Here is a 26,346-nt window from a genome sequence, read left to right as displayed (position 1 = left end):
CATTCGTGTAAAAAAAGGGGAGTAAAGCCTCTTCACGATCAAGTGAGATCAACTAGTTTGAAAAAAGTTGTGCATAAAAAAGGGCCACATAAATGCGACCCTTCCAGATTTAATACGAAAAGTTATACGTATCAGAATTATTCTGCGGCAACCGCAAGAGGTTCAATTTTTGCCGCACTGTACTTGAATTCAGGAATTTTTCCGAATGGATCAAGTTGTGGGTTTGTTAGCATATTGGCCGCAGCTTCAGAGAAACAGAATGGCATGAATATCATGCCTTCAGGAACTTCGCGATCTTGACGAACTTTCAGACTAACAGTTCCACGCCTTGTGGAGACTGACACCCAGTCACCAGCATCCAAGCCGAGTTTTTTCATATCCAGACGGTTGATGAAAACAACAGCTTCTGGTTCTAGATTATCTAGAACCTCTGAACGACGTGTCATGGCACCTGTGTGCCAATGTTCCAAAAGGCGTCCTGTTGTCAGAACAAGTGGGAACTCTTTGTCCGGTAGTTCTGCCGGATCAATGAGAGCTGTGGAAACAAGCTTGCCCCGTCCAGATGTTGTCGGGAAGCCTTGAGCAAAGAGGATTTCTGTGCCCGGTCCATCTTCGCTTGCACAAGGATAAGTCACCACATTTTCACGTGATAGTCTTTCCCAAGTAATGTTGTTTAGTGACGGCATAACCTGGGCCATTTCATTGAAAACGTCCCGAGGGTGCGTATAGGTCCAATCAAGTCCCATGCGCTGTGCAAGTTCCTGAATGAGTTCCCAATCTTGTCGTGCGTCACCTGGCGGAGATACTGCAGCACGTCCCATCTGAACCTGACGGTTGGTATTGGTAAAGGTACCGTCTTTTTCGGCATGAGCAGAAGAGGGTAGGATGACATCAGCATGCCATGCTGTTTCGGTCATAAATATATCCTGAACCACCAAGTGATTTAGCTTCGACAGGGCTTCACGTGCATGCTGTTGGTCAGGATCAGACATTGCAGGGTTTTCGCCCTGAATGAACATGCCAGTAATATTACCGTCATGGATTGCGTCCATGATCTCAACAACGGTCAGGCCTTTTTCCTTGTCGAGTTCCATGCCCCAAAAATCTTCCATGCGGCTACGAATTTCTTCGTTTTCGACGGATTGATAATCTGGGTAAAGCATTGGGATAAGACCGGCGTCAGATGCGCCCTGCACGTTGTTTTGCCCTCGTAACGGGTGCAGACCTGTACCCGGACGGCCAATTTGGCCTGTGATCAAAGACATAGCTATCAGACAACGTACGTTGTCTGTACCGTGTGTATGCTGGGATACCCCCATTCCCCAAAGGATCAGGGATGCTTCGGACGTCGCATAAAGACGCGCGGTCTCACGTAGAGTTTGCGCATCAATACCACAGATTTTGGCCATATCTTCAGGGGCAAAATCTTTGATATTTTCTTTCAGCTCTTCAAAGCCCTCAGTGTTGGCTTGAACGTACTGAAGGTCGTAAAGTTTTTCTTCAATGATTGTATAAATCATCGCGTTCAGCATTGCTACATCACGACCAGGTTTGAACTGCAAATGATTATCTGCATAACGCACAAGGTTTTGTCCACGTGGATCCATGACAATCATATGTTTGTTAGGATCTTTTGCAGCCTGTTTGATGTAGGTCGCGGCAACCGGATGGTTCCAGCCAGGGCGACAGCCAATGATGATGATGCATTCTGCATCAGCAACCGAGGTAAAGGGTGCTGACACCGCACCTGAACCGACACCTTCCATTAGCGCCGCAACGGAAGAGGCATGGCAAAGTCGTGTACAGTGATCGACATTGTTGCTGCCAAAGCCTGTTCTTACCAGTTTTTGGAACAGATAGGCTTCTTCGTTTGATCCTTTTGCAGAGCCAAATCCAGCAAGCGCTTTGGGCCCTTTTTCATCACGTATCTTGTTGAGACCGAATGCTGCACGTTCAAGAGCTTCTTCCCATGTTGCTTCGCGGAAGTAAGCGGAAAAATCGTTATCGGGAACACCAATGTCCCAACCACGTGGTGCATCATCACGGCGGATAAGTGGTTTGGTCAGGCGATTTGGATTGTGGATATAGTCAAATCCAAATCGCCCTTTCACACAAAGCCTCTTTTCGTTTGCAGGGCCTTCAGCACCGTCAATTTTGATGATCTTGTCATCTTTGACGTGAACCTCGGTCTGACAGCCAACACCACAAAATGGGCAAACAGAGTTTACGATTTCATCAGCATAATCTTCTCTGACGCCAGCATCGTTGAGGAGAGAGCTTTCCATCAGCGCACCAGTTGGGCAGGCCTGAACACATTCACCACAAGCCACACAGGTACTGTCACCCATATCGGCATTGAAATCGAAGACGACGCTGGATTTAGATCCGCGGAAGGCCATTCCAATGACGTCATTGACCTGTACTTCGCGGCAGGCACGGACACAAAGGTTACAGTTAATACAAGCATCCAGATTTACGGCGATTGCTGTATGACTTAAATCTGCTACCGGACGTTCATGCGCAGGGAAACGGCTGGATGTGACGCCAATATCTGATGCCCAGTTCCAGAATTTTGAATTTGGCTCATGGGTTTCTTCGCGAGCTGGCTGGTCGGCCACAAGCAATTCAAACACCATCTCCCGTGCTTTTTTTGCTCGTTCTGTTGCCGTGTTGACAATCATGCCTTCAGCGGGTTGGCGTATACAGGATGCGGCTAAAGTTCGTTCGCCTTCGATTTCGACCATGCAGGTCCGGCAATTCCCGTCTGCATTGTAGCCTGGCTCTGGTTGGTAGCAAAGGTGAGGAATTTCCGTGCCCAGGCGATCAGCAACTTGCCAGATGGATTCTCCTGGTTGTGCTGTGACTTCATTTCCGTTAAGTGTAAAACTGACTGGTGTTGTGTTTGCAGTAACAGACATTACAGTTCCTCCGGAAAATGTTTCATCACTGTGAGTAAAGGATTAGGTGCTGCTTGACCCAAGCCGCAAATCGAAGCATCCATCATAACAGTAGAAAGTTCTTTCAGAAGATCCTGATCCCATTTGTCTTCTTCCATAAGGCTCACTGCTTTTTCAGTTCCTGTACGGCATGGGGTGCACTGACCACAGCTTTCATCTTCGAAAAAGCGCATTAGGTTCATAGCAACGTCGCGCATATTATCTTGATCAGAAAGAACGATCACCGCAGCAGAACCGATAAAGCAGCCATGTTCATGAAGGGTATCAAAGTCCAGGGGAACATCACCAAGGCTAGCTGGTAAAATTCCGCCAGAGGCGCCGCCTGGTAGATATGCTTTAAATTCATGCCCATCGGCCATACCATCACAATATTCTGCGATAAGTTCTTTGATTGTGATACCTGCCGGGGCAAACTTGACGCCCGGATTTTTGACACGACCGGAAACCGAGAACGACCTTAAACCTTTGCGGCCATTCCTGCCGTGGCTTGTGAACCACTCGGGACCTTTTTCAATAAGATCACGCACCCAGTAGACTGTTTCTACGTTATTTGTGAGTGTTGGTAGACCGAACAAGCCGACCTGTGATGGGAAAGGTGGTTTGTGACGCGGATAGCCTTTCTTTCCTTCTATGGATTCAATCATGGCTGATTCTTCACCACAGATATATGCACCTGCCCCACGGCGAAGATCTATTTTAATACCGTTGTTAAGGCCTTCAGCATAAACGCGTTCAATTTCTTTTTTTAGAAGTTTGATAACGGCGGGGTATTCGTCACGGATATAGATGTAGCTTGCTTCTACTTCGCCGACCCATGCACCAATCAGCATTCCTTCGAGGAAGCGATGCGGATCAGTTTCTAGATAGTGACGGTCTTTGAATGTTCCGGGTTCACCTTCATCACCATTAATTGCCATTAATCGTGGTTTAGGCTGTTGGCGGATGATGCTCCATTTCAGACCGGTCGGGAAGCCAGCTCCGCCAAGCCCTCTTAGGCCTGTGTTTTTGAGAAGCTCGACAATTTCGTCGCGATCATATTTGCCTTCATAGCATTCACGCAGCACTTTATAGCCGCCATCTGCAATATAGGCATCGTAGTCTCTGTAATCGACAGCTGCGGGGTGAATGTCTTTGTTGTCAGTCGCTGCGGTGATGTTTTCTACTGTTGCATTATCAACATGATTGTGACCGACTTCGGCTACAGGTGCGCAATCACAGCGTCCCATACAAGGGGCAGGAACAACACGAACATTTTTGGCAACTGAATCCGGAAGGCTTTTTAACAAGTCCTTTGCGCCAGCCATTTCACAGCTCAGGCTTTCGCAAACGCGGACAGTTATTTCCGCAGGGGCTTTTTCGCCATCGAGAACAATATCAAAATGCGCATAAAAGGATGCTACCTCATAAACTTCGGCCATGGGAAGCTTCATTTCATCAGCCAAGGCCTGTAAGTGCCCTGCTGAAAGGCTGCCGTATTTGTCTTGAATAAGATGCAGATGCTCAATCAAGAGGTCTCTTTGACGTGATTTATTATCCAAAAGAGCAACGATTTCTTCGTGAGCTTCTGTTTCAAGTTGGCGACCCTTTGAAAAAACAGGTGGCTTTCTACGACCGGATCCAGGATGGATTTGGCGCTTGACGGGGGGACTGTCCTTCTTAGAGGGGGCATCCAAGACGCTACTATCTGACATTATTCATGCTTCTCCACGACAATCTGCCCTCGTTTGGGGGCATGTTGTTCCGGTTTGTCCCGGTCAATTTCTGCTTTTATGGGTAACTTTCACTTGGTAACGATGACTTGTAGCCCATGACTGCGCGACGATTCTGTCGTATTCCCGAAGCTTTTTGTTACATTTTATAGCTCTTTACCAAGGAACGATAGTAAACGGACATTCGCAAAGTCCTATGTTTTGATAGGGTTTACTTATCAATGAGAGGCAGCAAGTCGTGTATCGGTGAATGGTGATAATAATAGACTGTATCGGCTTTATTTATTCTGTTTATCTATGGTTAACTGCCTGCAGGTATTTTATATGCAACGAATGAGATCTTTCGGGGTCGTTTAGAACATAGCTAAATTGTCAAAAGAGATTTTGTAACAAATGAATAATCAAATTGATTTCCGTGTCCTCGAACTTCTTTCCTCGCGTCTATGCCACGACCTTGTCGGTCCTGTGGGGGCTGTCAATAATGGTCTTGAGCTTATGGCTGATGATTCTTTTGGTATGGCAGATGATGCACTAAAGTTGGCTACGTCTTCTGCATCCCAGGCTGCGGCCACTTTACAGTTCTATAGATTGGCTTATGGATTGGCGGGTAGTCGTATGGGGAGTGATTACGCGACATTAAATCAGCTGGCTGTTAATTACCTATCCCATACCAAAGTTGATTTTAAGTGGCCGGATTTGACGGCACCAGAAGGCTTGCCGGATAACGGGGGCAAGGTTCTTCTTAATCTTATCGCACTTGGTGTCGAAATGTTACCGAGAGGCGGTGTTATCACAGCATTGAGTGGGAATGCTGATACGGGGGCTTTTGTTGCAGTTACGGTGACGGGAGATTCCGTTTCGATTCGTGAAGAGGTTAAGGAGGCTCTGACCGATGATGTCGAGACTGAGGAGCTGACACCGCGTAATGTTCACGCATATTTTACCCGTTTTCTCGCGCGACAAAGTGGCACAGATTTGTTGATTAACAGCTCTGTCGAGGGGCATGTCCAACTTATTGTATCATTCTAATATGTAGTACAAGATCTTTGAAACGCTGAAAGAAAACCATCAGCGTCATAAAATTAATTTTTTTGAAAGCCATAAATAAGCAGCTTCTTTGAGGGGAAGCTGCTTATTTATTAGGGACTTCAGTTAGATAATGCGAATTATTCGCATTATTTTGATTGATCAATTGAGAACGATTTGCAATATTCCTAGCGGTTTCACAGAGAGAATTCTCTCAATTTGTCCTCATGTCGCCCAATACTAAAACTGGTGTGATTAAAATAGGAGACAGTCACAATGAAGGCTGCTTGGTTAGCTACAACTGCGATGCTCACTGCTGCTGCGATGGGCAGCACAGCAACTTATGCTGAAGATGTCGTTAATGTATACTCATCCCGTCACTATCAAACGGACGATGCGTTATATGACAACTTTACAAAAGAAACAGGTATCAAAATTAACCTGATCGAAGGTAAAGGTGCTGCACTTATCGAACGTATTAAAAGTGAAGGCGCGAATAGCCCCGCGGATGTTTTGATTACTGTAGACGCTGGAAATTTGTGGCGTGCTGAACAGAAAGAAATTTTCCAATCTGTTTCTTCCGATGAGTTGGATGCAAACATTCCAGAAAATCTACGTCACCCTGAAAACAAATGGTATGGTCTATCTACACGTGCCCGGATGATTTTCTTTGATAAAGCTAAAATCAAAGATGGGGAGATCACAAGCTACGAAGATTTGGCCGATCCAAAATGGAAGGGCAAAGTCTGTATTCGCAAAAGCTCAAATATTTACAATCAGTCTTTGCTTGCTTCTATCATAGAAGCCAAAGGTGAAGAAGCTGCTGAAAAATGGGCATCTGGTGTCGTTGCCAACTTTGCACGTCAGCCTGTAAAAGGCGATACAAACCAGCTGCGTGGTATTGGCTCTGGTGAATGTGAGATCGCTGTTGCCAACTCATATTACTTTGTTCGTTTGCTAACCAAGCCAAGCGATAAAGACAAAGGCTTAGCGGAGAAGCTTGGTTATGTATTCCCGAACCAATCTGATCGCGGTACCCATGTGAATGTTTCTGGTGCAGGCGTAGTGAAATCTGCCCCTCATAAAGAGGCTGCGGTTAAGTTCCTTGAATACCTGACAAGCGAACAGGCGCAGGGGTACTTTGCTGATGGTAATAACGAATTCCCTGTTGTTTCAGGGATTGCGCCAAATTCAGCTGTAAAAGGCTTGGGTGATTTCAAAGTCGATACAGTTAATGTTTCTGTCTATGGTAAAAACCAGGTTAAGGCTCAGAAAATTTTCGACCGCGTTGGCTGGAAATAAAGTCTAGGACATAAACGCCTAAAAAATTAAAAGCCCTGTAGCTTATTTGAGCTACAGGGCTTTTATGTCTTTGCTTGCTCTAAAAAAACGTGAGCTTTAATTTAGCACCTTACTGTTCTTGCGCTGAAGACCCTGCCCGGCTTTTTGATATTGCTCTGGTTAGTACGATCAAAGGAAGAATTCCGACAAGGACAATGGTTAGGGATGCCGTCGAGGATTCTGATAGGCGTTCATCTGACGCAAGATTGTAAGCCTGAGTGGCCAGAGTGTCGAAGTTAAACGGGCGCATAACAAGGGTTGCAGGTAGTTCTTTCATAACGTCGACAAAAACAACCAAACCTGCGGTCAGAATACTGCCACTCATTATGGGGACATGAACGTGTTTAAGGGTTTTAAATGGACCGTGCCCCAATGTTCGTGATGCATCTTCCATGCTAGGGCGTATTTTACCCAAACCGGTCTCAACCGCGTTAAGGGAAATAGCAAGGAAGCGCACTAGATAGGCGAAAACCAGAGCTGTAATTGATCCGGTTAGTAAGAGGCCTGTGGAGATGTCAAAGTTTTCCCGCATCCATGCATCAACTGTATTATCAAGCGTTGCGAGAGGAAAGAGTGTGCCAATAGCAACAACAGTACCAGGAACAGCATAGCCCATCGAAGCAATTCGCGTTGCTGTTTTTGACAGGATGTTTGATTGTAATCGATTGGTATAGGCCAAAAGAATTGCGATCATTACCGCGATGACAGCTGTAATGAGTGAGATTGTGAAGCTGTTGAATGCAAGCTTAACGAACTTTGCGCCAAATTGCTGGTCGCCAATTGTGATCGACATGTCCAGTAATAACATAGCGGGAAGAACAAAGCCTAAAAATAACGGCGTTATACAGGCAATAATTGCCAAAAATTTGCTGAGTCCTTTTAGTTGGTACCCGGGAAGAGTTTGATATCGATTTGTTGAATGGTGATAGCGTGCATTACCTCGACTGACTTTTTCCAGAATAAAAACGGTTAGGATAAAAACCAGAAGATAGGTGGATAGCTGACGTGCTGCTGGTAAATCACCCATATTTGTCCAGGCGTTCATTATACCCGTTGTAAAGGTTTGAACCCCAAAAAATGAAACTGTTCCAAAGTCTGCAAGAGTTTCCATTAAAGCAAGAGAGGTTCCCGCGATAATGGCTGGCCGCGCAAGTGGCAGGGCGACACGGAAAAAACTACCCCATGGGCCGCAACCAAGAGTTCTGCTGACTTCCAGTGCGCAAATGGATTGTTCTAGGAATGCTGCGCGTGAAAGCATATAGACATAAGGGTACAGGACAAGTGACAGCATAACCACGGCGCCAGATAAAGATCGTATTTCAGGGAACCAGTATTCACGATACTGAACATCGAAAATATCTCGGATCATCCCTTGTAATGGACCACTTACCTGCAAGAAATCTGTATAGGTGTAGGCCATGACATAAGCCGGGACAGCGAGGGGCAATATCAGCGCCCATTCGAATATTTTATGTCCGGGAAAACGGCACATTGTCACGAGCCATGCAGTGCCGGTACCGATAATGGCAACCAGGATTGCGACGCCGGTTGCGAGTAATAATGTATTGATTAGATAGTCGGTGAGAACGGTATCAACCAAGTGATTCCATATGTCGCTCTCAGTTGTTATGGCAGATCCGATAACGTTAAAAATTGGCAAAGTAAACAATGCTGCGATGAACAATGCCAACCAAGTCATTAAACCAAACTTATTTTTGAAGCGCAGGGGTGAAACTTTCGATTCAGCTGCTATCTGGTTTGGAGCCATAATCTCGAATCCGTCAAACTAATCATTGTCGTAAATTTTTTTCGACTCCCATCTGCTAGCATGGCAAAAGCTCTGCGACTAGGGTTTATCAAGGATTTGTTATAATTAAATGAGGCCTTTAAGCCCAAAAAAATGATAAAATGCGACCCTTTCTAATTAAAGTTAATCAAGGATAGGGTTTGGGTAAGAGGTTATTAATCTTCCTTTGACAAGCTTGTCACTGAATTAATAGCGGATTGCAAGTTTGTTGCGTCCGATTTGGTTGATTAGAGATGGAATGGAAGCGCGGTTATGGATGATCTTTTGAGTGAGTTTCTGACTGAGACAAACGAAGGTCTCACGACACTCGATATGGAACTTGTCAAACTCGAACAGAACCCAAACGACGCAGAGTTGCTGAGTAGCATTTTTAGGTTAATGCATACGATTAAAGGTACCTGTGGATTTTTAGGACTGCCGAGACTTGAATCTGTTGCTCATGCTGGTGAAAACATCATGAACAAGTTCAGGGACGGAGAGCTCTCAGTAACTCCAGCGGGTGTCTCTCTTATCCTTGAGTGTTTGGATCAAATTCGTGAAATCCTCACAACGTTAGAAGCTACTGAACAAGAACCTGAAGGTGATGATTCTGACTTGATTAGCCGTTTGAATGCCCATGCTGAAGGCGGAGATGCTGCCGAACCAGCTGCCGCAGCCCCAGAACCGGCAGGTGCCCCAGTTGAAGACGCAGCTGACGATGATGAAGAAGATGAGCTTGAACGCGCTTTCAGAGAAGCTCTCGGCCCAGAAGAGTTGGCCGCACAAGCCGCAGCCGAAGCGTCTGCTGTTCCGGATGCAGCACCTGCTGCTGAAGTGGTTGAACTGAAGGCAGAACCTGCTCCACCTGCAGCGCCAGCACCAAAACCTGCGGCAAAGAAACCTGCACCACCTCCTGCAGCACCAGCCGCAGATGGTGGGTCTTCAGTCGCAAATCAATCTATTCGTGTTAGCGTTGATGTTCTTGAGAATTTAATGACAATGGTTTCTGAGCTCGTCTTGACTCGAAACCAGACCCTGCAAATTTTGCGTGCCCATAAAGAGAGTGATTTTGCAACACCTTTACAGCGTTTGAACCATGTGGTTTCTGACCTGCAAGAAGGTGTTATGAAGACCCGAATGCAACCAATTGGAAATGCGTGGGCCAAACTTCCTCGTATTATCCGCGATCTTTCTCACGAACTGGACAAGAAAATTGATCTGGTGATGAAAGGTGCGGAAACAGAACTTGATCGTCAGGTTCTGGAGCTGATTAAAGATCCATTGACGCACATGGTTCGTAACTCTGCTGATCACGGCCTTGAAATGCCGAGTGATCGTATAGCAGCGGGTAAACCTGAAACAGGCCAAGTTATTCTCAACGCATACCACGAAGGTGGACACATTATCATCCAGATCTCTGATGATGGTAAGGGACTTAATACAAACCGTATTAAAGAAAAATGTATAGAAAATGGTCTTGCATCCGAAGCTGAAATGGACGGTATGAATGACCAACAAATTCAGCAGTTTATCTTCAAACCTGGGTTTTCGACGGCAGCTGAAGTTACGGCGGTATCTGGTCGAGGTGTTGGCATGGACGTTGTTCGTACCAACATTGAAAAAATTGGTGGAACGATTGAACTAAGCTCAACCGAGGGCAAAGGTACAATCTTTACCATTAAAATTCCGCTGACGCTGGCAATTGTGTCCGCGCTGATTGTTGAATGTTGTAAAGAACGCTTTGCCATCCCACAGCTGTCTGTTGTCGAGTTGGTACGTACATCGGCGCATTCTGAACATACAATCGAACACATTAACGAAACGCCTGTCTTGCGGTTGAGAAATCGTTTGTTACCACTGGTTACATTGCGTGACCTGCTCAAGCTTACAGATGATGATGAGCCAGAAGATGACGAAAAGGAACTGAGAGAAGACAACTTTATTGTTGTATCCCAGGTTGGAACGTACACGTTTGGTATCATTGTCGATCGCGTCTTTGATACCGAGGAAATTGTTGTCAAACCAGTCGCACCAATTTTGCGTGATATTCAACTCTTTTCTGGAAATACCATTCTTGGGGATGGCGCGGTTGTAATGATCCTTGACCCTAATGGCATAGCTGCTGCAACAGGTGAAATTGCCGTAGCCGATAGTGATTTGGGTGCTCACGAAGATCGTCATCTGACTGGTAATGATGAAAAAGTTGCTATGCTTGTCTTCCGTTCCGGCGACGACGCACCCAAAGCGGTTCCACTTGCCCTTATTGCCCGGTTGGAAGAAATTGATCTAACCAAAGTGGAAACGTCAGGTGGGCAACATGTGGTTCAATATCGTGGTCAGCTAATGCCTCTTATTCCAATGCAACCTGGTATGGAACTGGAGAAAGAAGGTCGTCAGCCTGTCCTTGTCTTCTCGGATAGAGAACGGTCTATGGGACTTGTTGTCGACGAGATTATCGATATTGTCGAAGATCGGATGAACGTTGAACTGAGTGCTGAGAAAGAAGGTTATATCGGCAGTGCGATCATCGCCGAGAAGGCGACGGATGTTGTTGATGCAGGTTACTATTTGACGCAGGCTTATCCAGATTGGTTTGGATCTGAAGCTGGAAAAGAAAACTTTGAAAGTGATCGATCCAAGATCTTAGTTGTAGATGATAGTCCATTTTTCCGTAATCTCTTGATGCCAATGCTTTCAGTCGCGGGTTACGATGTGAAAGCGGTTGAATCAGCTAGCGAAGCCTTGACCCTGTGTGAAAACGGGGAAGTATTTGATGTTATCGTTTCCGATATTGAAATGCCGGGAATGAACGGTTTCGAATTTGCAGAAGCAGTTCGCGAAGATCACCGTTGGGCAAAAACACCAATGGTTGCGCTGTCGGCTTTTGCATCTCCCGCAGATTTGATGCGTGGCCGGGCTGCAGGCTTCAAGGATTACGTTTCAAAAACTGATCGCGAAGCTTTGCTGCTGACCCTTCAAGATACAATTGCAGAACTTAAAGGCGCTGCGTGAGATAAAACCATAGAAAGAGTGAAACTGTGAGTGATACTTATTTGGAAAACGAAGATTTTGTTACTTTCTATATCGCTGGCCAGCTTTTTGGTGTTCCGGTTTTAAGTGTGCAGGATATCATTAATCCTCAGCGTATTACGCCGATTCCTTTGGCACCGCCCGAGATTGCGGGGTCTTTGAATTTGCGCGGACGTATTGTAACTGCAATTGATGTTAGAAAACGTTTGGGGTTACCCGCGCGCAAAGAAAAAGAGTCGATGAGCATCGTTGTTGAGAATGGTCATGACCTTTACAGCTTGATGGTGGATAGTGTCGGTGAAGTTCTTGGGGTGGACGAAAGTTCGTTTGAGCGAAATCCACCTACACTTGATCAGCGCTTTCGGGATTACTCGCAAGGAATTTATCGCTTGGATGGTAAGCTTCTTGTCATTCTGGATGTAAACAGATTCTTAGATTATGGCCGAAATGCGGACGCAGCATAATAGGTTTTTCTTAGTTCATTAGAGTTCGGTTATTTTGGGTATTCAAAAACAAGTTGGAGCGAAAATATGAAGACCTGTTTGGTTGTCGATGACTCCAAGGTCGTGCGAATGGTTGCGCGGAAAATTCTTGAAGGATTAAACTTTAACATTGAAGAGGCAGAGGACGGTCAAAAAGCCTTGGACGCATGTAACGCATCCATGCCTGACGCTGTTTTACTTGACTGGAACATGCCTGTAAAAGATGGATTGGAGTTCCTCAAGGATCTGAGGGCGATTCAAAATGTTGAACAGCCAATTGTTGTTTTCTGTACGACAGAGAATGACATGCAGCACATACAACAAGCTATAGCTGCGGGGGCCAATGAATATATTATGAAGCCTTTTGATAGCGATATTATTGAATCTAAATTTATACAGGTGGGCCTTATTTAATGGCCTTGTCGATGAATACATCCACTACTGATCAAGGCGGCAAGTCCGATAATGCGTATCGGATTATGGTAGTTGATGATTCTGCAGTTATTCGGGGACTCCTCACCAGAATTTTAGAGAGCGATCCACAAGTTTCTGTAGTCGAATCTGTATCTAATGGTGAAATCGCAGTTAAACGTTTAGAAAGTCAAAATATCGATGTTGTTGTTTTGGACATCGAGATGCCGGTTATGGACGGTCTGACGGCTTTACCAAAGCTGCTTCAGGTTAAACCTGATGTCCAAGTCATCATGGCATCGACACTGACACGTAAAAACGCGGAAATAAGCTTGAAGGCGATGCGCTTAGGCGCTGCCGATTATATCCCGAAGCCAACCAGTTCTGGTGAACTGACCAAGGCCAGTGATTTTAAACACGAACTTGTAGAAAAGGTTAAGGCACTGGGGCAGGTAGCAAGAGCTAGCCAAAAAGCGCCCTTACCATCTGCGGCTAAATCACAGCAAGGGACGGCAAGTTCATCAGCCCTAAAGCCAAGAGAAACAACGGCTGCTCCGTCAAGTTTGTATCCCAGTAAAACAATTACACTTCGTAAAGACATTATTACGAAACCGGATGTTCTTGCAATTGGAAGCTCGACAGGAGGGCCTCAAGCCCTGTTTGATGTGCTTGGTAATTTGGGAACCATTACGCAGCCGGTGGTTATTACACAGCATATGCCAGCCACTTTTACAGCTTTGCTTGCGGAACATATTGCAAGGGTTTCAAGTATGCCAAGTAAAGAAGGTGAAGATGGAGAGGTCATTAAAGGTGGACACATCTATCTTGCACCTGGCGGGTATCATATGGTTTTTGAAAAACAAGGGGTGAATACGGTGATTCGCCTGAACCAAGAACCACCCGAAAACTTCTGTCGGCCTGCGGTCGATCCTATGCTCAGAAGTTTATCTAAAATTTATGGCTCTCGTCTTTTGGTTCTAATTCTTACCGGGATGGGAAGTGATGGTTTACGAGGTTCAGAAGTAGTAACGGCGGCCGGTGGTTCCGTTATTGCTCAGGACGAACAAACAAGTGTGGTGTGGGGGATGCCAGGTGCGGTAGCAACTGCAGGACTCTGTTCCGCGGTTCTTCCAATCAAGGAGATGGCGTCAAATGTACGACAACTTGTTATGAGGTCGGCGGCATGAACGTGAGTGATTTTGATTTTATTTCGCAATTTTTAAAGAAACGTTCTGGTTTGGTCCTGAGTCAGGATAAAGCCTATCTGTTGGAAAGTCGCTTGAACCCTGTTGCTCGCAAATGGAGCATGAGCGGTTTTGACGAACTTGTTCAAAAGGTTCGTGCGACGAATGACGAACGTATTCTTAATGACATCACGGAAGCAATGACGACAAATGAATCGTTTTTCTTCCGTGATCAAAAGCCTTTTGATCAGTTTAAAGATCTGGTGCTTCCGCATATGCTGGAGAAAAGAGCTTCGAGTAAAACAATACGAATTTGGTCGGCAGCGTGTTCCAGCGGGCAAGAGCCCTATACCTTGGCGATGCTTTTGAAAGAAGCAGGGCCAGCTCTTGCTGGATGGAAGATAGAGATCATTGCGACGGATCTGTCTAATGAAATTCTGAACAAGGCCAAAGAGGGTGTTTACACGCAGTTCGAAGTACAAAGAGGATTGCCGATCAATCTTCTTGTGAAGTATTTCCAGCAAAATGGAGATCGCTGGCAGATCGACAGTTCTATCCGAAATATGGTGACTTTCAAGTCCTTTAATCTTCTTGAAAGCCCTGCAATGCTTGGGAAATTCGATATCGTCTTTTGTCGTAATGTGCTTATTTATTTTGATCAGCCAACAAAATCGGTTGTTTTGAAAAACATTGCGAAGCAAATGCCGGATGATGGATTCTTATATCTGGGCGGTGCAGAAACAGTTCTTGGTATTTCTGACGAATTTCAGCTTATTCCTGGGAAGAGAGGAATATATGGCCTGGTTCGCAATGGTGAGTTGGTGAATAAGGCTGCTGCTGTTTAAGCGACTGTTAAAGTTAGAAGTAAAAAAAGGGCCACTGAATTTAATTCAGAGGCCCTTTTTGATTGGCTGATTTTTTTGATAAATTCAGTAAGGTAAAATTTTCTTAAAAGAAAAGTTTAGGCTGAAGCAAGTTGCGGTGTATCTGCACTGTTTTCAACAGGATCACGCAGAACATATCCGCGTCCCCATACAGTTTCGATATAGTTCTCACCGCCTGTGGCATTTGACAGTTTTTTACGTAGTTTGCAGACAAAAACGTCAATGATTTTCAGCTCAGGCTCATCCATGCCGCCATACAGGTGGTTGAGGAACATCTCTTTTGTAAGGGTTGTGCCTTTACGGAGGGAAAGGAGCTCCAGAATTCCGTATTCTTTACCCGTTAGGTGAAGCAGCTTGTTTTCAACTTCGACTGTTCTCGTGTCCAAGTTTACCTTGAGTTTTCCCGTGTTGATAACAGAAGCAGCATGCCCTTTTGAGCGGCGTACAATCGCTTGGATACGTGCAATAAGTTCTCGTTTATCAAACGGTTTTGTCAGATAATCATCAGCACCAAAACCGAGACCTTTGATTTTATCATCCAGACCGTTCAGGCCGGACAGGATCAGGATTGGTGTTTCAACTCTGGAGGCCCGAAGGCGACGAATGACTTCATAGCCATCCATATCAGGTAACATCAGATCAAGAATGATAATGTCGTAATCGTAAATTTTACCTATTTCGAGCCCGTCTTCGCCCATGTCTGTCGTGTCGCAGACATAGCCTTCTGACTTGAGCATCATTTCGATGCCTTGGGCTGTTGGGGCATCATCTTCTACTAGCAAGACTCGCATGTTCAAATTCCGGTTGTTAATGTTCGTTAAACCAATATGAATATTGTTAACCATTTTCGGTAACGAATATTAACAAAATCTTACCAAGGCTGTTTAAAAGTTAAAAATACCCGAAAATTTAGAACAAATTTTACACAACGGGACTATTTTTCTGCCAAAATTGATTTTTTGGAAAGAATTTCTGGTTAAGCTGCTATTAAAACAAATGTGTAAAAATAGTGTCGAGATATAGAATTCAACCTCAGATATTTAGAAATAGAATTTCTGGTTGTTACATAATTAATATTTTTTACAGGGTATAGAATACGGAATGCCTCTCAAAAGTTTAACCAGAGAGATATCAGACCTCTCGGATTATCAGGTTTATGGAAGAGTGTCCGGTGTTCTGGGGATGCTGGTTGAATTGTCAGGTCTTGATCGACTGTTGGTGATCGGTTCACGTTGTATCTTGATTGCAAAAGATGAAAGACGCGTCCCTTGCGAAGTTATCGGTTTCAGACAAGGCCATGCGCTATTGCTGCCTTTTGGTTCTTTAGACGGTATTGGTTTAGGGTGTAAAGCAATCCTTGCTTCGAGCGAGCCATCTATCCATCCATCTGAAGCATGGCTTGGAAGAGTTGTTAATGCCTTGGGTGAGCCTATTGACGGTAAAGGTCCTTTGCCAATGGGACCAGATCCATACAAAGTTCGAAGCTCTCCACCCCCGGCCCACGGACGGCAACGTGTTGGCGGTAAGATTGATCTGGGTGTCAGGGCGATCAATACCTTCCTGTCTTGTTGTCAGGGACAGCGCATGGGGATCTTTGCAGGATCGGGGGTCGGAAAATCTGTATTGTTGTCTATGCTGGCACGCTATACATCCTTGGATGTTAACGTTATCGGTTTGATTGGAGAACGCGGAAGAGAAGTTCAGGAATGGCTTGAGGACGATTTGGGGCCAGAAGGGCTTGCCCGTTCAGTGGTCGTTGTCGCTACTTCAGACGAACCACCGTTGATGCGGCGCCAGGCAGCTTACATGACAATGGCGTTATCAGAGTATTTTAGGGATAATGGTCGGGATGTACTGTGTCTTATGGACTCGGTTACTCGTTTTGCCATGTCCATGCGTGAAATTGGTCTTTCTGCTGGTGAACCCCCTGCGAGTAAAGGCTATACACCATCGGTTTTTGCAGAGCTTCCACAGCTTTTGGAGCGCGCAGGACCCGGTGTTAAAGCGCAGGGATCAATCACAGGTCTTTTCACCGTTTTGGTCGAAGGTGATGACCACAACGAGCCGATTGCTGACGCTGTTCGGGGTATTCTGGACGGTCATATTATTCTTGATCGTGCGATTGCTGAACGAAACAGGTTTCCGGCAATTAATCTACTGCGTAGTGTTTCGCGTACAATGCCCGGATGTAATACTGACGCTGAAAATGAATTGGTGACCCGGGGGCGCCAATTACTCTCTACTTATGACAATATGGCAGAACTTATTCGCATCGGTGCTTATACCGAAGGGTCCGACCCTGTAATTGATGAAGCCATTGCGCACCACGGTGGATTGGAAGCCTTTTTGACACAAGGAAAGTACGAAGAAAGTAACCTTGCAATCGGGTATGAACAACTCGCGGCCGCAGTTGGTTTGCCTTGGGGGCAAGGAGGTGACCCGGCAGTTGAATTTAATCCGAATGCTGAGGTGCTCGGGCAGGAAACTGGCCAGATGCCACCCCAAGGACAACAGAATATAGATGGAACGGGGACTGAATCATGAAGACCCCAATTGACAGTATTGTAAGGGTACATAGCTGGAAGTTGGATGAAGCCCAGCAAAAGCTCGCTGACCTGGAAAGCTTGGGGATCAAGTTAGAACAAGATATCGAAAAATTGGATGCTGAAGTTGCTAAAGAGCAGGACTTCGCGTCGCAACATCCTGATATGGCACAGACTTATCCTGCCTATGCTGAAGCTGCCCGCGAACGGCGTAAGCGTTTGGAAACATCCATTGAAGAAGTCATAACCTTGAAGGCGATTGCGCAACAAGAGTTACATGAAATCTATCAGGATTTGAAGAAGTACGAAGAAGCGCAGGCAAATGACATTAAAAGGCAGCAGGATGTTCTGAAGAAAAAAGAACAAGCCGCCTTTGATGAAATGGGTATACAACAATATAGGCGACGCAAAGCATCAGAAAATAATTAATGCCCTTTAATTGGATGAGTATCTCAATTGAAGGTCAGTTTATCAATTGTTGATTTTGAGCTCTTCAACGAGCCATTTATGAAACGTTTTAACCTTATTGCTTTCGGCAAGTTCAGGTTTGCATACGAGATACCAATCACCGCTATGGCAGGTTTTATCCCCAAAGGGTTTTACGAGGGGGCTGTTAATATCTCGGGGGGTCGCGAAGGGGCTATTTGTCATAGCAATTCCGCGGCCCTTGTTTGCAGCTTCTAGAGCGAGAAGATAGTTGTCAAAGGTAATGGCCTGATCTGGTGCCCAGTCAGAGATATCTTCTTGCTGAAACCACATCGCCCAATCATGGTTATGATTAAAGAGTTGCAGGATATCGTATTGCAGCAGGTCTTCAGAGTTGCGTACAGGGTGTTCTCCTGTGATTAAGTCCTTGTGACACATAGGGGAAAGATGTGCTTCGGCCAGATGATAATAAACAAGATCAGGTTCTTTTTTTGCTGCCCAGATGATACCGACATCTGTTCCTGCCCTGTCGAATTTCCAATCCAGATAGGATGTATTCAACTGTGCCTGAATACCTTTACTGACTTTATAGAATTCGTGAATTCGGGGCAGTAACCAAAACATTGCGACGGTAATATAAACTTGTACCAGCAAGGTTTTGGGGCGTTCAAGAGACTGCACCATACGTGCTCCATCCGCAATTCGATCAAAGCTATCTTCTAGTATCGGCAGATAGATTTTACCAGCCTCTGTGAGAACGACATTTCGTCCGGCACGGGCAAACAGGTTTACGCTCAATTGGTCTTCGAGGTTTTTGATATGATGGCTGATGGCCGAGTGGGTTATATTAAGTTCTTCGGACGCGAGGCGAAAATTCAAATGCCTTGCTGCTGCTTCAAAAGCGCGAAGAGCGTTCAAATTCGGCAGATGTCTTTTCTTTAACAATATAAAAACCCTCAAGTATCGTGTGGCAACAAGCGTAGTAACTATCCAAATCTTTTATGATTATGACATAAAGTCAATTTCAAATGGTGAGTAAAAGTGACCATTTAGTGAAAAAGGATCATTTGTCTGATTCTAAACCGAGACTAACAATGGACTCAAATATCTTTTCTGGAGACCCCCATGAGTGAAGTTGTTGTTTCATCCCGACGTCGGGGAGGGCGCCAAGCCCGCCAAGCCTTGCGAGCTGCACCGTTAGCCGAGGATAAGCGTGCTATCCAGCCTGGTTTGGATAGTGGAAATTATAAAGTCCTGAACGATTTACAAGTTAAGCGTATTCATTCTGCAGTTTTGGATGTGTTGGAAAATATCGGACTTGCCGATGCGATACCGAGTTGTATTGAAGCTGTTACGGCTGCGGGCGGTATATTGAAAGACAACGGTCGTTTGACTTTTCCGCGTGCGCTTGTCGAAGATATGTTGGTGAAGGTTAATCGTAATGTCGTCTTGCATGGACAGGATCCAAAACACGATATGGACTTGTCAGGCAGCAAAATTTATTTTGGCACAGCGGGCGCAGCGGTTCATATGGTCGATGCCCACACGGGTGATTATCGTGAATCAACCACGCAAGATCTGTATGATATCGCACGTATGGTGGATAAGCTGGACAACATCCATTTCTTTCAACGTTCAGTGGTATGTCGTGATCTGGCAGATCCCTTTGATATGGATTTTAATACTTGTTATGCAGCTATTTCAGGCACCACCAAACATGTGGGGTCAAGTTGGGTTGAACCAAGCCATATCGAAAAATCTTTAGAAATGCTGCACATGGTTGCTGGTGGGGAAGACAAGTGGCGGGAGCGTCCCTTTGTCAGTATGTCGAATTGCTTTGTTGTGCCGCCCCTTAAGTTTGCAGAAGATGCATGTAAATGTATGGAAGTCGCAGTGCGGGGTGGCATGCCCGTGCTTATGTTATCGGCTGGGCAGGCGGGGGCGACATCGCCTGCCTCATTAGCAGGATCGGTTGTACAGGAAGTTGCCGAAGTTCTTGCTGGCCTTGTTTATGTGAATGCAATTCAGCCCGGCGCACCAGCAGTTTTTGGCACTTGGCCTTTTGTTTCTGATTTAAGAACGGGGGCGATGAGTGGTGGTAGCGGAGAACAAGCCCTATTGGTGGCAGCCTGTGCCCAGATGGGGCGGTTTTATGATCTACCAACGGGTGTACCTAGCGGAATGTGTGATTCGAAAGTTCCTGATTATCAGGCCGGGGCTGAAAAAGGGTATAATCATGCCGTAACTGGAAATTCAGGAACTAATCTGGTTTATGAATCTGCGGGCATGCATGCCAGTCTTCTGGGCATGTGTATGGAAAGTCTTGTACTTGATAATGATACGATTGGATCTGTTCTGCGAACAGTTCGAGGCATTGATGTCAATGAAGATACTCTGTCAATTGAAGCGATCCGCCAAGTTTGTGAAGAAGGTCCCGGCCATTATCTTGGTTCTGATCAAACCCTTTCTGTTATGGAAACGGAATATTTCTATCCCGAGACATCAGATCGAAGCAGCCCGAATGAATGGGAAGAGAAGAAACGACCGACATCTCTTTTTAATGCAACAAATATTGTGCAGGAAACGATGAATAATCACTTCCCTCGCCATATCAGCGATGAAATGGATCAGCAGGTCAGGGCTGAGTACAATATTAAGCTGCCCCGCGATATGATGACCGCAAAGTAAAATTTACGCCCCGGGGGTAGAGGGCCAGCCCGGCAAGAAATAAAGTGCGAATAAAAATAAGATCAAGAAGAACAGGAAGTGAATTATGAAAAGTCATGCAAGAATTGTCATCATAGGTGGGGGAGCGGTTGGCTGTAGTGCTGCGTATCATCTGGCAAAAATGGGGTGTAAAGATGTCGTCTTGTTGGAAATGGATGAACTGACATCTGGCTCGACTTGGCATGCCGCTGGAAACTGCCCAACCTATTCAAGTAGCGTCAATATCATGAAGATGCAAACCTATGGGGTTGAGCTGTATGGACGGCTTGCAGAAGACGTCGACTATCCCATGAACTATACCCGCACAGGGTCGATTCGTCTGGCACAAAGTGATGAGCGCATGTTTGAGTTCAAGCATGTTCAGTCCATGGCAAAGGCGCAGGGGCTGGATTATGAAATCCTGAACCCAAGTGAAATGAAAGATTATTACCCTTATCTGGAAACACATGATTGTGTCGGGGGATTGTGGGACCCATTGGATGGGGATATCGACCCAAGTCAGTTAACACAGGCCTATGCAAAAGGTGCACGGGACCTGGGCGTGCAAATTCAGCGCTTTAAGCGAGTGACTGCCATTACACAAACCCCGAATGGTGAGTGGCGTGTTGATTGTGAAAAAGGGTCGGTGACTTGCGAAAAAGTTATTAATGCAGGTGGTTACCGTGGCGGAGAGATCGCCGCAATGGTGGGGCAGTATATTCCAATCGTAACTCTCTCTCATCAGTTTCTTGTTACCGATGCTATACCCGAGTTGGAAGCACTTGATACTAAACTGCCACTTTTCAGGGACCCTGATGATAGTTATTACCTACGTCAAGAACGTGCCGGACTTATTCTGGGGCCTTATGAATGGAAAGCCACCCCCTATTGGCTGGATGGATTACCCGAAAATTTTGCCTCACAATTGTGGAATGATGATCTAGATCGGATTGAATGGTACATCGGCCAAGCTATGGCCCGTGTTCCTATTCTTGAAAAGGGCGGTGTCTCTAGGGTTATTAACGGGCCAATTCCTTATACACCCGATGGATTACCTTATATTGGCCCAGCCTACGGACTCGATAACTTTTACCATTGTTGTGGTTTTAGCTTTGGTATTACGCAGTCTGGTGGTGCGGGTAAGATTATTGCTGAGCTAGTTCTGGAAGGTGAGTCCGAATGGGATATGTGGATGTTGGATCCGCGCCGATACACGGACTATGCCACGCAAAGGTATGTGGTTGAAAAAGCGATTGAAGTTTATCAGAACGAATACGCAATTCCTTTCCCGCATGAAGAACGTCCCGCGGGCCGCCCGGCGAAGATGACACCTGTTTATGAAAAGCTAAAACAAAAAGGCGCTTTCTTCGGCGCAAGAGGTGGCTGGGAACGCGCGGTCTGGTTCCCGCAAACAGATCGCCCGGACGCGCAAACAGTTTCTTTTTTAGATGAACGCCGAAATTGGAATGACGCGGTCAAGTTTGAATGTAAGGCTGTGCGGGAACGTGTCGGAGTACTGGATCTGGGCGGTTTCACGAAATACGAAGTTACAGGCCCGGGGGCAACTGCATGGCTTGATTATATGGTTGCGGGAAAAATGCCTAGGGTTGGTGGCATGTCCTTGTCGTATTTCCTTTCCCGTAAAGGGCATATGATGACAGAAATGACCATCACGAGACTGGCAGAAGATCATTACTGGCTTATTTCTGCTGGTGCAGGTGAATGGCATGATGAAGATTGGCTTGTTTCAAATATGCCCGGCGATGGATCGGTCGAATTTGAAAACCTGACAGATCGCTATGGAACACTGGTGGTTGCAGGTCCTCGTTCCAGAGATCTACTTGGTAAAATCACCAAGACGGACCTATCCAACAAGGCTTTCCCTTGGCTTACGACACAAGGCATGGAAATTGGATACTGCCCCGATGTTCTGGCGATGCGGGTGAACTACGTTGGTGAACTCGGGTGGGAGCTACATGTTCCGATGGAGTTTTTGGGACAGGTTTATGATGACGTAATGAAGGCGGGAGACGAGTATGGCGTTGCTGACTTTGGTCTCTATGCCATGGATTCATTGCGTCTAGAGAAGTGTTATCGGTCGTGGAAAGTTGATATTATTCATGAATACACGCCTTTCGAATTGTCTTTGGATCGATTTGTTGACTTGGATAAAGGTCCATTCTTGGGCCGTGAGGCACTAAAACAACATCTTGAGAATGGTATCAAAGAAAGGTTTGTACCTTTGATTATTGATACCGCTATTGCTGAAGCACCTTATTGCTCCCCTATTTTCAAGGGTGATGAGATCGTTGGGATATCTTCTTCTGGGGGATATGGCCATACAATAGAAAAGAATATTGCCCTGAGTTTTGTGAGAACTGATTTGGCCGTGGAAGGGACTGAACTTGAAGTTAGTATTCTTGGGGAACGTTATCCAGCGGTAGTGTCTAGTGAGCCACTATATGATCCAAAGAATAGAAAGCTTCGTGATCTAGAGTAACTTTAAGTACATAAGCAGAAGATCCAAATGTTAAGCACTTAGGCATGAAGTGAGATGTTCATCCCTTCATGCCTAAGTTGTCTTGAGTGGTATTTGGGAGAGAGGGTGTTAAGCCATGGTACTGTTATGAGAGCCTGCAATTAATTTTTGAGAGCTTTGAGTTAGTTTTTCCCAGTTTTCCGAAACTTCAAATGAAAGTTTCCCGGCAAATCCAGTGGCCTCGTTTGCGCCGTAAAACAGGTCAGATATTTTAACTTCCATCGTTTTGGGAAGACTGTTTCTGCTTCTGATAACGAGATCAAAACGTCCTTTTTTTACAAGGCCATCGAATTGCATTTCGCCATCTCTGCTCATCTCTACCTCCAGCTTAAAGCGCGTTACTTCTTCGTGTTCCAGGTTGCCGCGTCCTTGTTTGTCATGTTCTCTGTCACGGACAAACAGGTTAACTTGGTGTAATTGACTATCGTGGAGAATAGGGAGTTGCGTCATGCGCCACTCCCCTTGGCCCGTTTCAACAGGTCGTGTTATCAACGAACTTTCGGTGGTTAATTGCTGTGCCAGTTCAGGACGGCCCGCTGCACGGAGCAGTGAAAGAGTATCTTCTCCGGCCCAGCCTTTGGGGGATCCGGATTTCAAAGCGTTTAGAAATAACAAAATGCCTGCGGTTAACGCAGGGCCTTTTTGGGGTAGATGGCTTGCGAGAGCATTAAATTGCCCCTGTTGTCCCAAAGTGGTCAATGCACTTTGAAGAACTTGGCGCAAGTCCTGTCCCGGTTGGGTTGTTGTTGATGCTATACGAGAACCATCGCCTGTTTTTATTCCTTTTGAATCATCCAACGAAAGCAGGGTGAGGGATATTTGTGTTCCCACAGGCAAGGAAGCCTTGATCGCAAGTTGAATTGTGCCAATGGCAGTTTGAACCACAGGATTTCCTTGAGTATTTCCTGTTACAGTGGCTTTTAACATAGTTGCTGGCTGTGATGTTGCGGACGTATTTGGTGGAGATGCCGTTGAACTTGATTGTTGCGTTGAAGTATGAAGGAAGCCTGGCGTAACTTGCGGTGCGGCGCTTTTGGGGGGAGGACCCAATACTTCCATTCTTACGGAAATTTGCGTGGCGATTTGTAAGTTCTGAAGTGTTTTGGGGAGAGGGACAGCAGCACTGCTTGTTGGTTTACTGATAAGAGTTGCTTGAATTTGGTGGCTCAGGCTGAGCTTATCAGTTGGATTTTGTTGAATTTGTCCGGACAGTTTTTTTGCTTTGTCACCTTGCGGCAGGATGAGAACTTCAAAGGGAGGCTTATGGGTTCGAAATTGGACAATGACTTCTGTTCCGGCAGGGAGCTTAATGTTGGTGTTAACAGATAACTCACCGAGTAGAGTTTGGACAAGTAATTGTCCTTGTGGTGTCTGTCCTTTTATTGTTCCGCTTAGTTGTTCTTGTATCTTTTGGTTTGTAAGGGTCGGGGGATAATTTGCAAGCGTACTGGCCTGAGCTGTTTGAGTTGCTCCGGATTGATTGGTTGGTGTTGTTGCAAGTGGAAGTCGGACCTTATTCATGCCCTTTTAGCAAATTCCGGGCAATCTGTTCTACGCGCTCTGCAGCGGTTGATGATGGATATCTTACCAGCAGAGGTGTTTGATTGCGAATTGCTTCCTTTACCTTATTGTCCCGAACAATAATACCTGCAAGTGGTGGCGTTATTTTCAAAAAGGATTCACAAGCCTTACGAATGGTATTGTAGGTCTTGTGCCCGTCATGTTCTGTTTCTGCCATGTTCACGATAACACGTAGATCAGCATCAGGGCGTTGCATTTTTGTCAGCTTGATAAAGGCATATGCATCTGTGAGTGAGGTTGGCTCATCTGTTGTGATGACCAAGCAGACCTGAGCTTGTGATGCAAGTTGGCGTACGGTTCTGTCAATTCCTGCACCAAGATCCAAAATAATCCGGTCATAAGATTGGGATAGATTTGCTAAATCCGTTGTTAGACTGTTCAAACGAGGCGCAGGAAGGTTCGCTAAATTACCAGAGCCTGACCGACCCGCAACGACATCAAAGCCTCCGTCTGGATAACTCACGGCCGCTTCTTTGAGAGAGTACCTGCCGTTTAAGACGCCCCCCATATCTTTATTTGGAGCGAGACCCAGTTGAATGTCAACGTTCGCTAGACCAAGATCACCATCAAACAACAGAGTCCGGCATCCCAAGCTTGATAGCGCATGTGACAGAGTAATCGACAGCCAGGTCTTACCGACACCACCCTTGCCTGATGCTATGGCAATCATGTTCTTGCAGAGTAATTTATTATGCAAAGATTGAACATTATGGTTTTTAGCTTGGTTCATCAGCGTGTGCCTGTTGCAAGAGAGTGCTGTTGGGATTCTAGTCTGGTAGGAAGCAATAGCCGTGCCAGAGATACTGGATTTATAGGGGATAATCCGTCTGCGATATGCGGGGATATGCCCGCAGCCATAAAGGTGAGTTCTGCACTGTGGGCTGCCGTTAATAAGCCACCAAAGCGCCGTGTCATGTCTAGTTTTGTTGGAATAATGTATTTTGTATTCAGTGATTTGAACGCAGCGGCTTTATCTGCTGTTTCATAAACATCGCCCCCGGCAGGAATGATGAGTGTCGATACGGCATTTGCGGCCTGGGCAAATTCTGCCAGATAATTCAGGGAATCATCATCAAAAGGGTTCACGCCCATCGTATCAATTAATAGCAGGTGATCAGATGGAGGTCTGTGAATAGATTCTGCAAGTTTTTCTGGTGTCTCGGCGATATCCAGATTTATTTGCAGACGATGACAGAAAGCGGCGATCTGTTCGACACCACCTGTTTTTTCTGCATCAATTGTTATTACTGTTGTTGGTATGTCTGATAATCTGGCCCTGGCGCAAAGCTTGGCAATGGTCGAGGTTTTACCATCGCCAGGGGAGCCAACGAGCATTAATGGTTTGGATAATGCCCGGCTAGGGATCTGCCCAAAGTGGAAATTGTTGTCCAATGCCCCAGCAAGAGAAATATGCCATTCTGATGCAGGAACCCCCATCGCATGTCCGACAAGCATATCGATCATTTCATGGGGAAGGCGATGAAAATCAAGTACTTCTGTTATTTCGTCGACAATATCTACATCGTCTTGAGGATCGGAAATAGAGAAATCATTCTCGGGCTCATCATCAAGTCCTGCCGTGACACGGACGCCTTGACCGGGACCTAATTCATCCGTGGAGAGAATGATCGCATCCTCACCCAAATCAAGACGGACCTGATTCATGGCATCAGGTAGATTTTCAGCGATATAGTGCTTTAATCGCATACCACGATCGCTCCAGCCCAATAAAGTTTAACTC

At 45.8% G+C, this 26,346-nt stretch carries 19 protein-coding genes; 11 read left to right on the top strand and 8 right to left on the bottom strand.

What is annotated here, in order from left to right; translation table 11 throughout:
* Positions 1-137: 137 nt before the first annotated feature.
* Positions 138-2,918: a formate dehydrogenase subunit alpha gene (gene fdhF, locus ACN0QW_RS07665; protein ID WP_417430241.1), complete on the bottom strand. Its 2,781-nt coding sequence runs from the start codon at positions 2,916-2,918 to the stop codon at positions 138-140.
* Positions 2,918-4,648, bottom strand: coding sequence for an NAD(P)H-dependent oxidoreductase subunit E (locus tag ACN0QW_RS07660; protein WP_417430239.1), 1,731 nt, complete (start codon positions 4,646-4,648; stop codon positions 2,918-2,920). The genes fdhF and ACN0QW_RS07660 overlap by 1 nt, the downstream gene beginning before the upstream one ends.
* A gap of 411 nt (positions 4,649-5,059) precedes the next feature.
* On the opposite strand from ACN0QW_RS07660, the gene ACN0QW_RS07655 reads away from it, so the two are divergent.
* Together ACN0QW_RS07655 and ACN0QW_RS07650 are read left to right on the top strand one after the other, a co-directional pair.
* Entirely contained in the window at positions 5,060-5,695 is a 636-nt protein-coding gene (locus ACN0QW_RS07655; RefSeq protein WP_417430237.1) for a histidine phosphotransferase family protein, read from the top strand.
* Positions 5,696-5,968: 273 nt separating this feature from the next.
* Positions 5,969-6,994 (top strand): Fe(3+) ABC transporter substrate-binding protein, encoded by a 1,026-nt coding sequence (locus ACN0QW_RS07650; RefSeq protein WP_417430235.1) that lies wholly within the window; start codon positions 5,969-5,971, stop codon positions 6,992-6,994.
* A gap of 109 nt (positions 6,995-7,103) precedes the next feature.
* Here ACN0QW_RS07650 and ACN0QW_RS07645 read toward each other — a convergent pair whose 3' ends face one another.
* Positions 7,104-8,801 (bottom strand): ABC transporter permease, encoded by a 1,698-nt coding sequence (locus ACN0QW_RS07645; RefSeq protein ID WP_417430233.1) that lies wholly within the window; start codon positions 8,799-8,801, stop codon positions 7,104-7,106.
* A 291-nt stretch (positions 8,802-9,092) separates the two neighbouring features.
* Here ACN0QW_RS07645 and ACN0QW_RS07640 point away from each other — a divergent pair, with 291 nt between their 5' ends.
* The 5 genes from ACN0QW_RS07640 to ACN0QW_RS07620 all read left to right on the top strand — a co-directional run bounded on the left by ACN0QW_RS07640 (position 9,093) and on the right by ACN0QW_RS07620 (position 14,771).
* Complete coding sequence (locus ACN0QW_RS07640; RefSeq protein ID WP_417430231.1) at positions 9,093-11,831, top strand: chemotaxis protein CheW; 2,739 nt, start codon at positions 9,093-9,095, stop codon at positions 11,829-11,831.
* Between the two features lie 26 nt (positions 11,832-11,857).
* Positions 11,858-12,313 carry a chemotaxis protein CheW gene (locus ACN0QW_RS07635; RefSeq protein ID WP_053006163.1) on the top strand — a complete coding sequence of 152 codons (456 nt, stop codon included), beginning with the start codon at positions 11,858-11,860 and terminating at the stop codon, positions 12,311-12,313.
* A gap of 66 nt (positions 12,314-12,379) precedes the next feature.
* A complete protein-coding gene (locus tag ACN0QW_RS07630) occupies positions 12,380-12,745 on the top strand; it encodes a response regulator (protein ID WP_299379420.1) in 366 nt (121 codons plus the stop codon).
* A gap of 11 nt (positions 12,746-12,756) precedes the next feature.
* On the top strand, positions 12,757-13,929 hold the full coding sequence (locus ACN0QW_RS07625) for a protein-glutamate methylesterase/protein-glutamine glutaminase (RefSeq protein ID WP_417430228.1): 1,173 nt from the start codon (positions 12,757-12,759) through the stop codon (positions 13,927-13,929).
* A complete protein-coding gene (locus ACN0QW_RS07620) occupies positions 13,926-14,771 on the top strand; it encodes a CheR family methyltransferase (RefSeq protein ID WP_299379413.1) in 846 nt (281 codons plus the stop codon). Before ACN0QW_RS07625 ends, ACN0QW_RS07620 begins: the two co-directional genes overlap by 4 nt.
* Before the next feature lie 116 nt (positions 14,772-14,887).
* On the opposite strand, the gene ctrA is transcribed toward ACN0QW_RS07620, so the two are convergent.
* The gene (gene ctrA / locus ACN0QW_RS07615) at positions 14,888-15,601 is read right to left on the bottom strand and encodes a response regulator transcription factor CtrA (protein WP_299379410.1); all 714 of its coding nucleotides are present in this window, start codon (positions 15,599-15,601) and stop codon (positions 14,888-14,890) included.
* 310 nt (positions 15,602-15,911) lie between these two features.
* On the opposite strand from ctrA, the gene fliI reads away from it, so the two are divergent.
* Together fliI and ACN0QW_RS07605 are read left to right on the top strand one after the other, a co-directional pair.
* Positions 15,912-17,354, top strand: a complete 1,443-nt coding sequence (gene fliI / locus ACN0QW_RS07610) for a flagellar protein export ATPase FliI (RefSeq protein WP_417430225.1) — start codon at positions 15,912-15,914, stop codon at positions 17,352-17,354.
* On the top strand, positions 17,351-17,782 hold the full coding sequence (locus ACN0QW_RS07605) for a hypothetical protein (RefSeq protein WP_417430223.1): 432 nt from the start codon (positions 17,351-17,353) through the stop codon (positions 17,780-17,782). The genes fliI and ACN0QW_RS07605 overlap by 4 nt, the downstream gene beginning before the upstream one ends.
* A gap of 42 nt (positions 17,783-17,824) precedes the next feature.
* Here the strand turns inward: ACN0QW_RS07605 and ACN0QW_RS07600 are convergent, their stop codons facing one another.
* On the bottom strand, positions 17,825-18,724 hold the full coding sequence (locus ACN0QW_RS07600) for a LysR family transcriptional regulator (protein ID WP_417430221.1): 900 nt from the start codon (positions 18,722-18,724) through the stop codon (positions 17,825-17,827).
* Between the two features lie 180 nt (positions 18,725-18,904).
* Between ACN0QW_RS07600 and ACN0QW_RS07595 the strand changes: the two genes are divergently transcribed.
* Both ACN0QW_RS07595 and ACN0QW_RS07590 read left to right on the top strand, forming a co-directional pair.
* Positions 18,905-20,467: a trimethylamine methyltransferase family protein gene (locus tag ACN0QW_RS07595; protein WP_417430219.1), complete on the top strand. Its 1,563-nt coding sequence runs from the start codon at positions 18,905-18,907 to the stop codon at positions 20,465-20,467.
* 85 nt (positions 20,468-20,552) lie between these two features.
* Positions 20,553-22,985: a GcvT family protein gene (locus tag ACN0QW_RS07590; protein WP_417430217.1), complete on the top strand. Its 2,433-nt coding sequence runs from the start codon at positions 20,553-20,555 to the stop codon at positions 22,983-22,985.
* Between the two features lie 108 nt (positions 22,986-23,093).
* On the opposite strand, the gene ACN0QW_RS07585 is transcribed toward ACN0QW_RS07590, so the two are convergent.
* Genes ACN0QW_RS07585 through ACN0QW_RS07575 form a run of 3 tightly spaced genes read right to left on the bottom strand, consistent with a single transcriptional unit; the run spans position 23,094 to position 26,312 of the window.
* Positions 23,094-24,545, bottom strand: a complete 1,452-nt coding sequence (locus ACN0QW_RS07585) for a hypothetical protein (protein ID WP_417430215.1) — start codon at positions 24,543-24,545, stop codon at positions 23,094-23,096.
* The gene (locus ACN0QW_RS07580; RefSeq protein ID WP_417430213.1) at positions 24,538-25,335 is read right to left on the bottom strand and encodes a MinD/ParA family protein; all 798 of its coding nucleotides are present in this window, start codon (positions 25,333-25,335) and stop codon (positions 24,538-24,540) included. Before ACN0QW_RS07580 ends, ACN0QW_RS07585 begins: the two co-directional genes overlap by 8 nt.
* Positions 25,335-26,312: a GTP-binding protein gene (locus ACN0QW_RS07575; RefSeq protein ID WP_417430211.1), complete on the bottom strand. Its 978-nt coding sequence runs from the start codon at positions 26,310-26,312 to the stop codon at positions 25,335-25,337. The genes ACN0QW_RS07580 and ACN0QW_RS07575 overlap by 1 nt, the downstream gene beginning before the upstream one ends.
* Positions 26,313-26,346 lie beyond the last annotated feature (34 nt).

It is taken from the genome of Kiloniella sp. (assembly GCF_048259265.1).
Lineage (GTDB): Bacteria > Pseudomonadota > Alphaproteobacteria > Kiloniellales > Kiloniellaceae > Kiloniella.
This window is presented reverse-complemented; position numbering and strand designations above follow the sequence as displayed.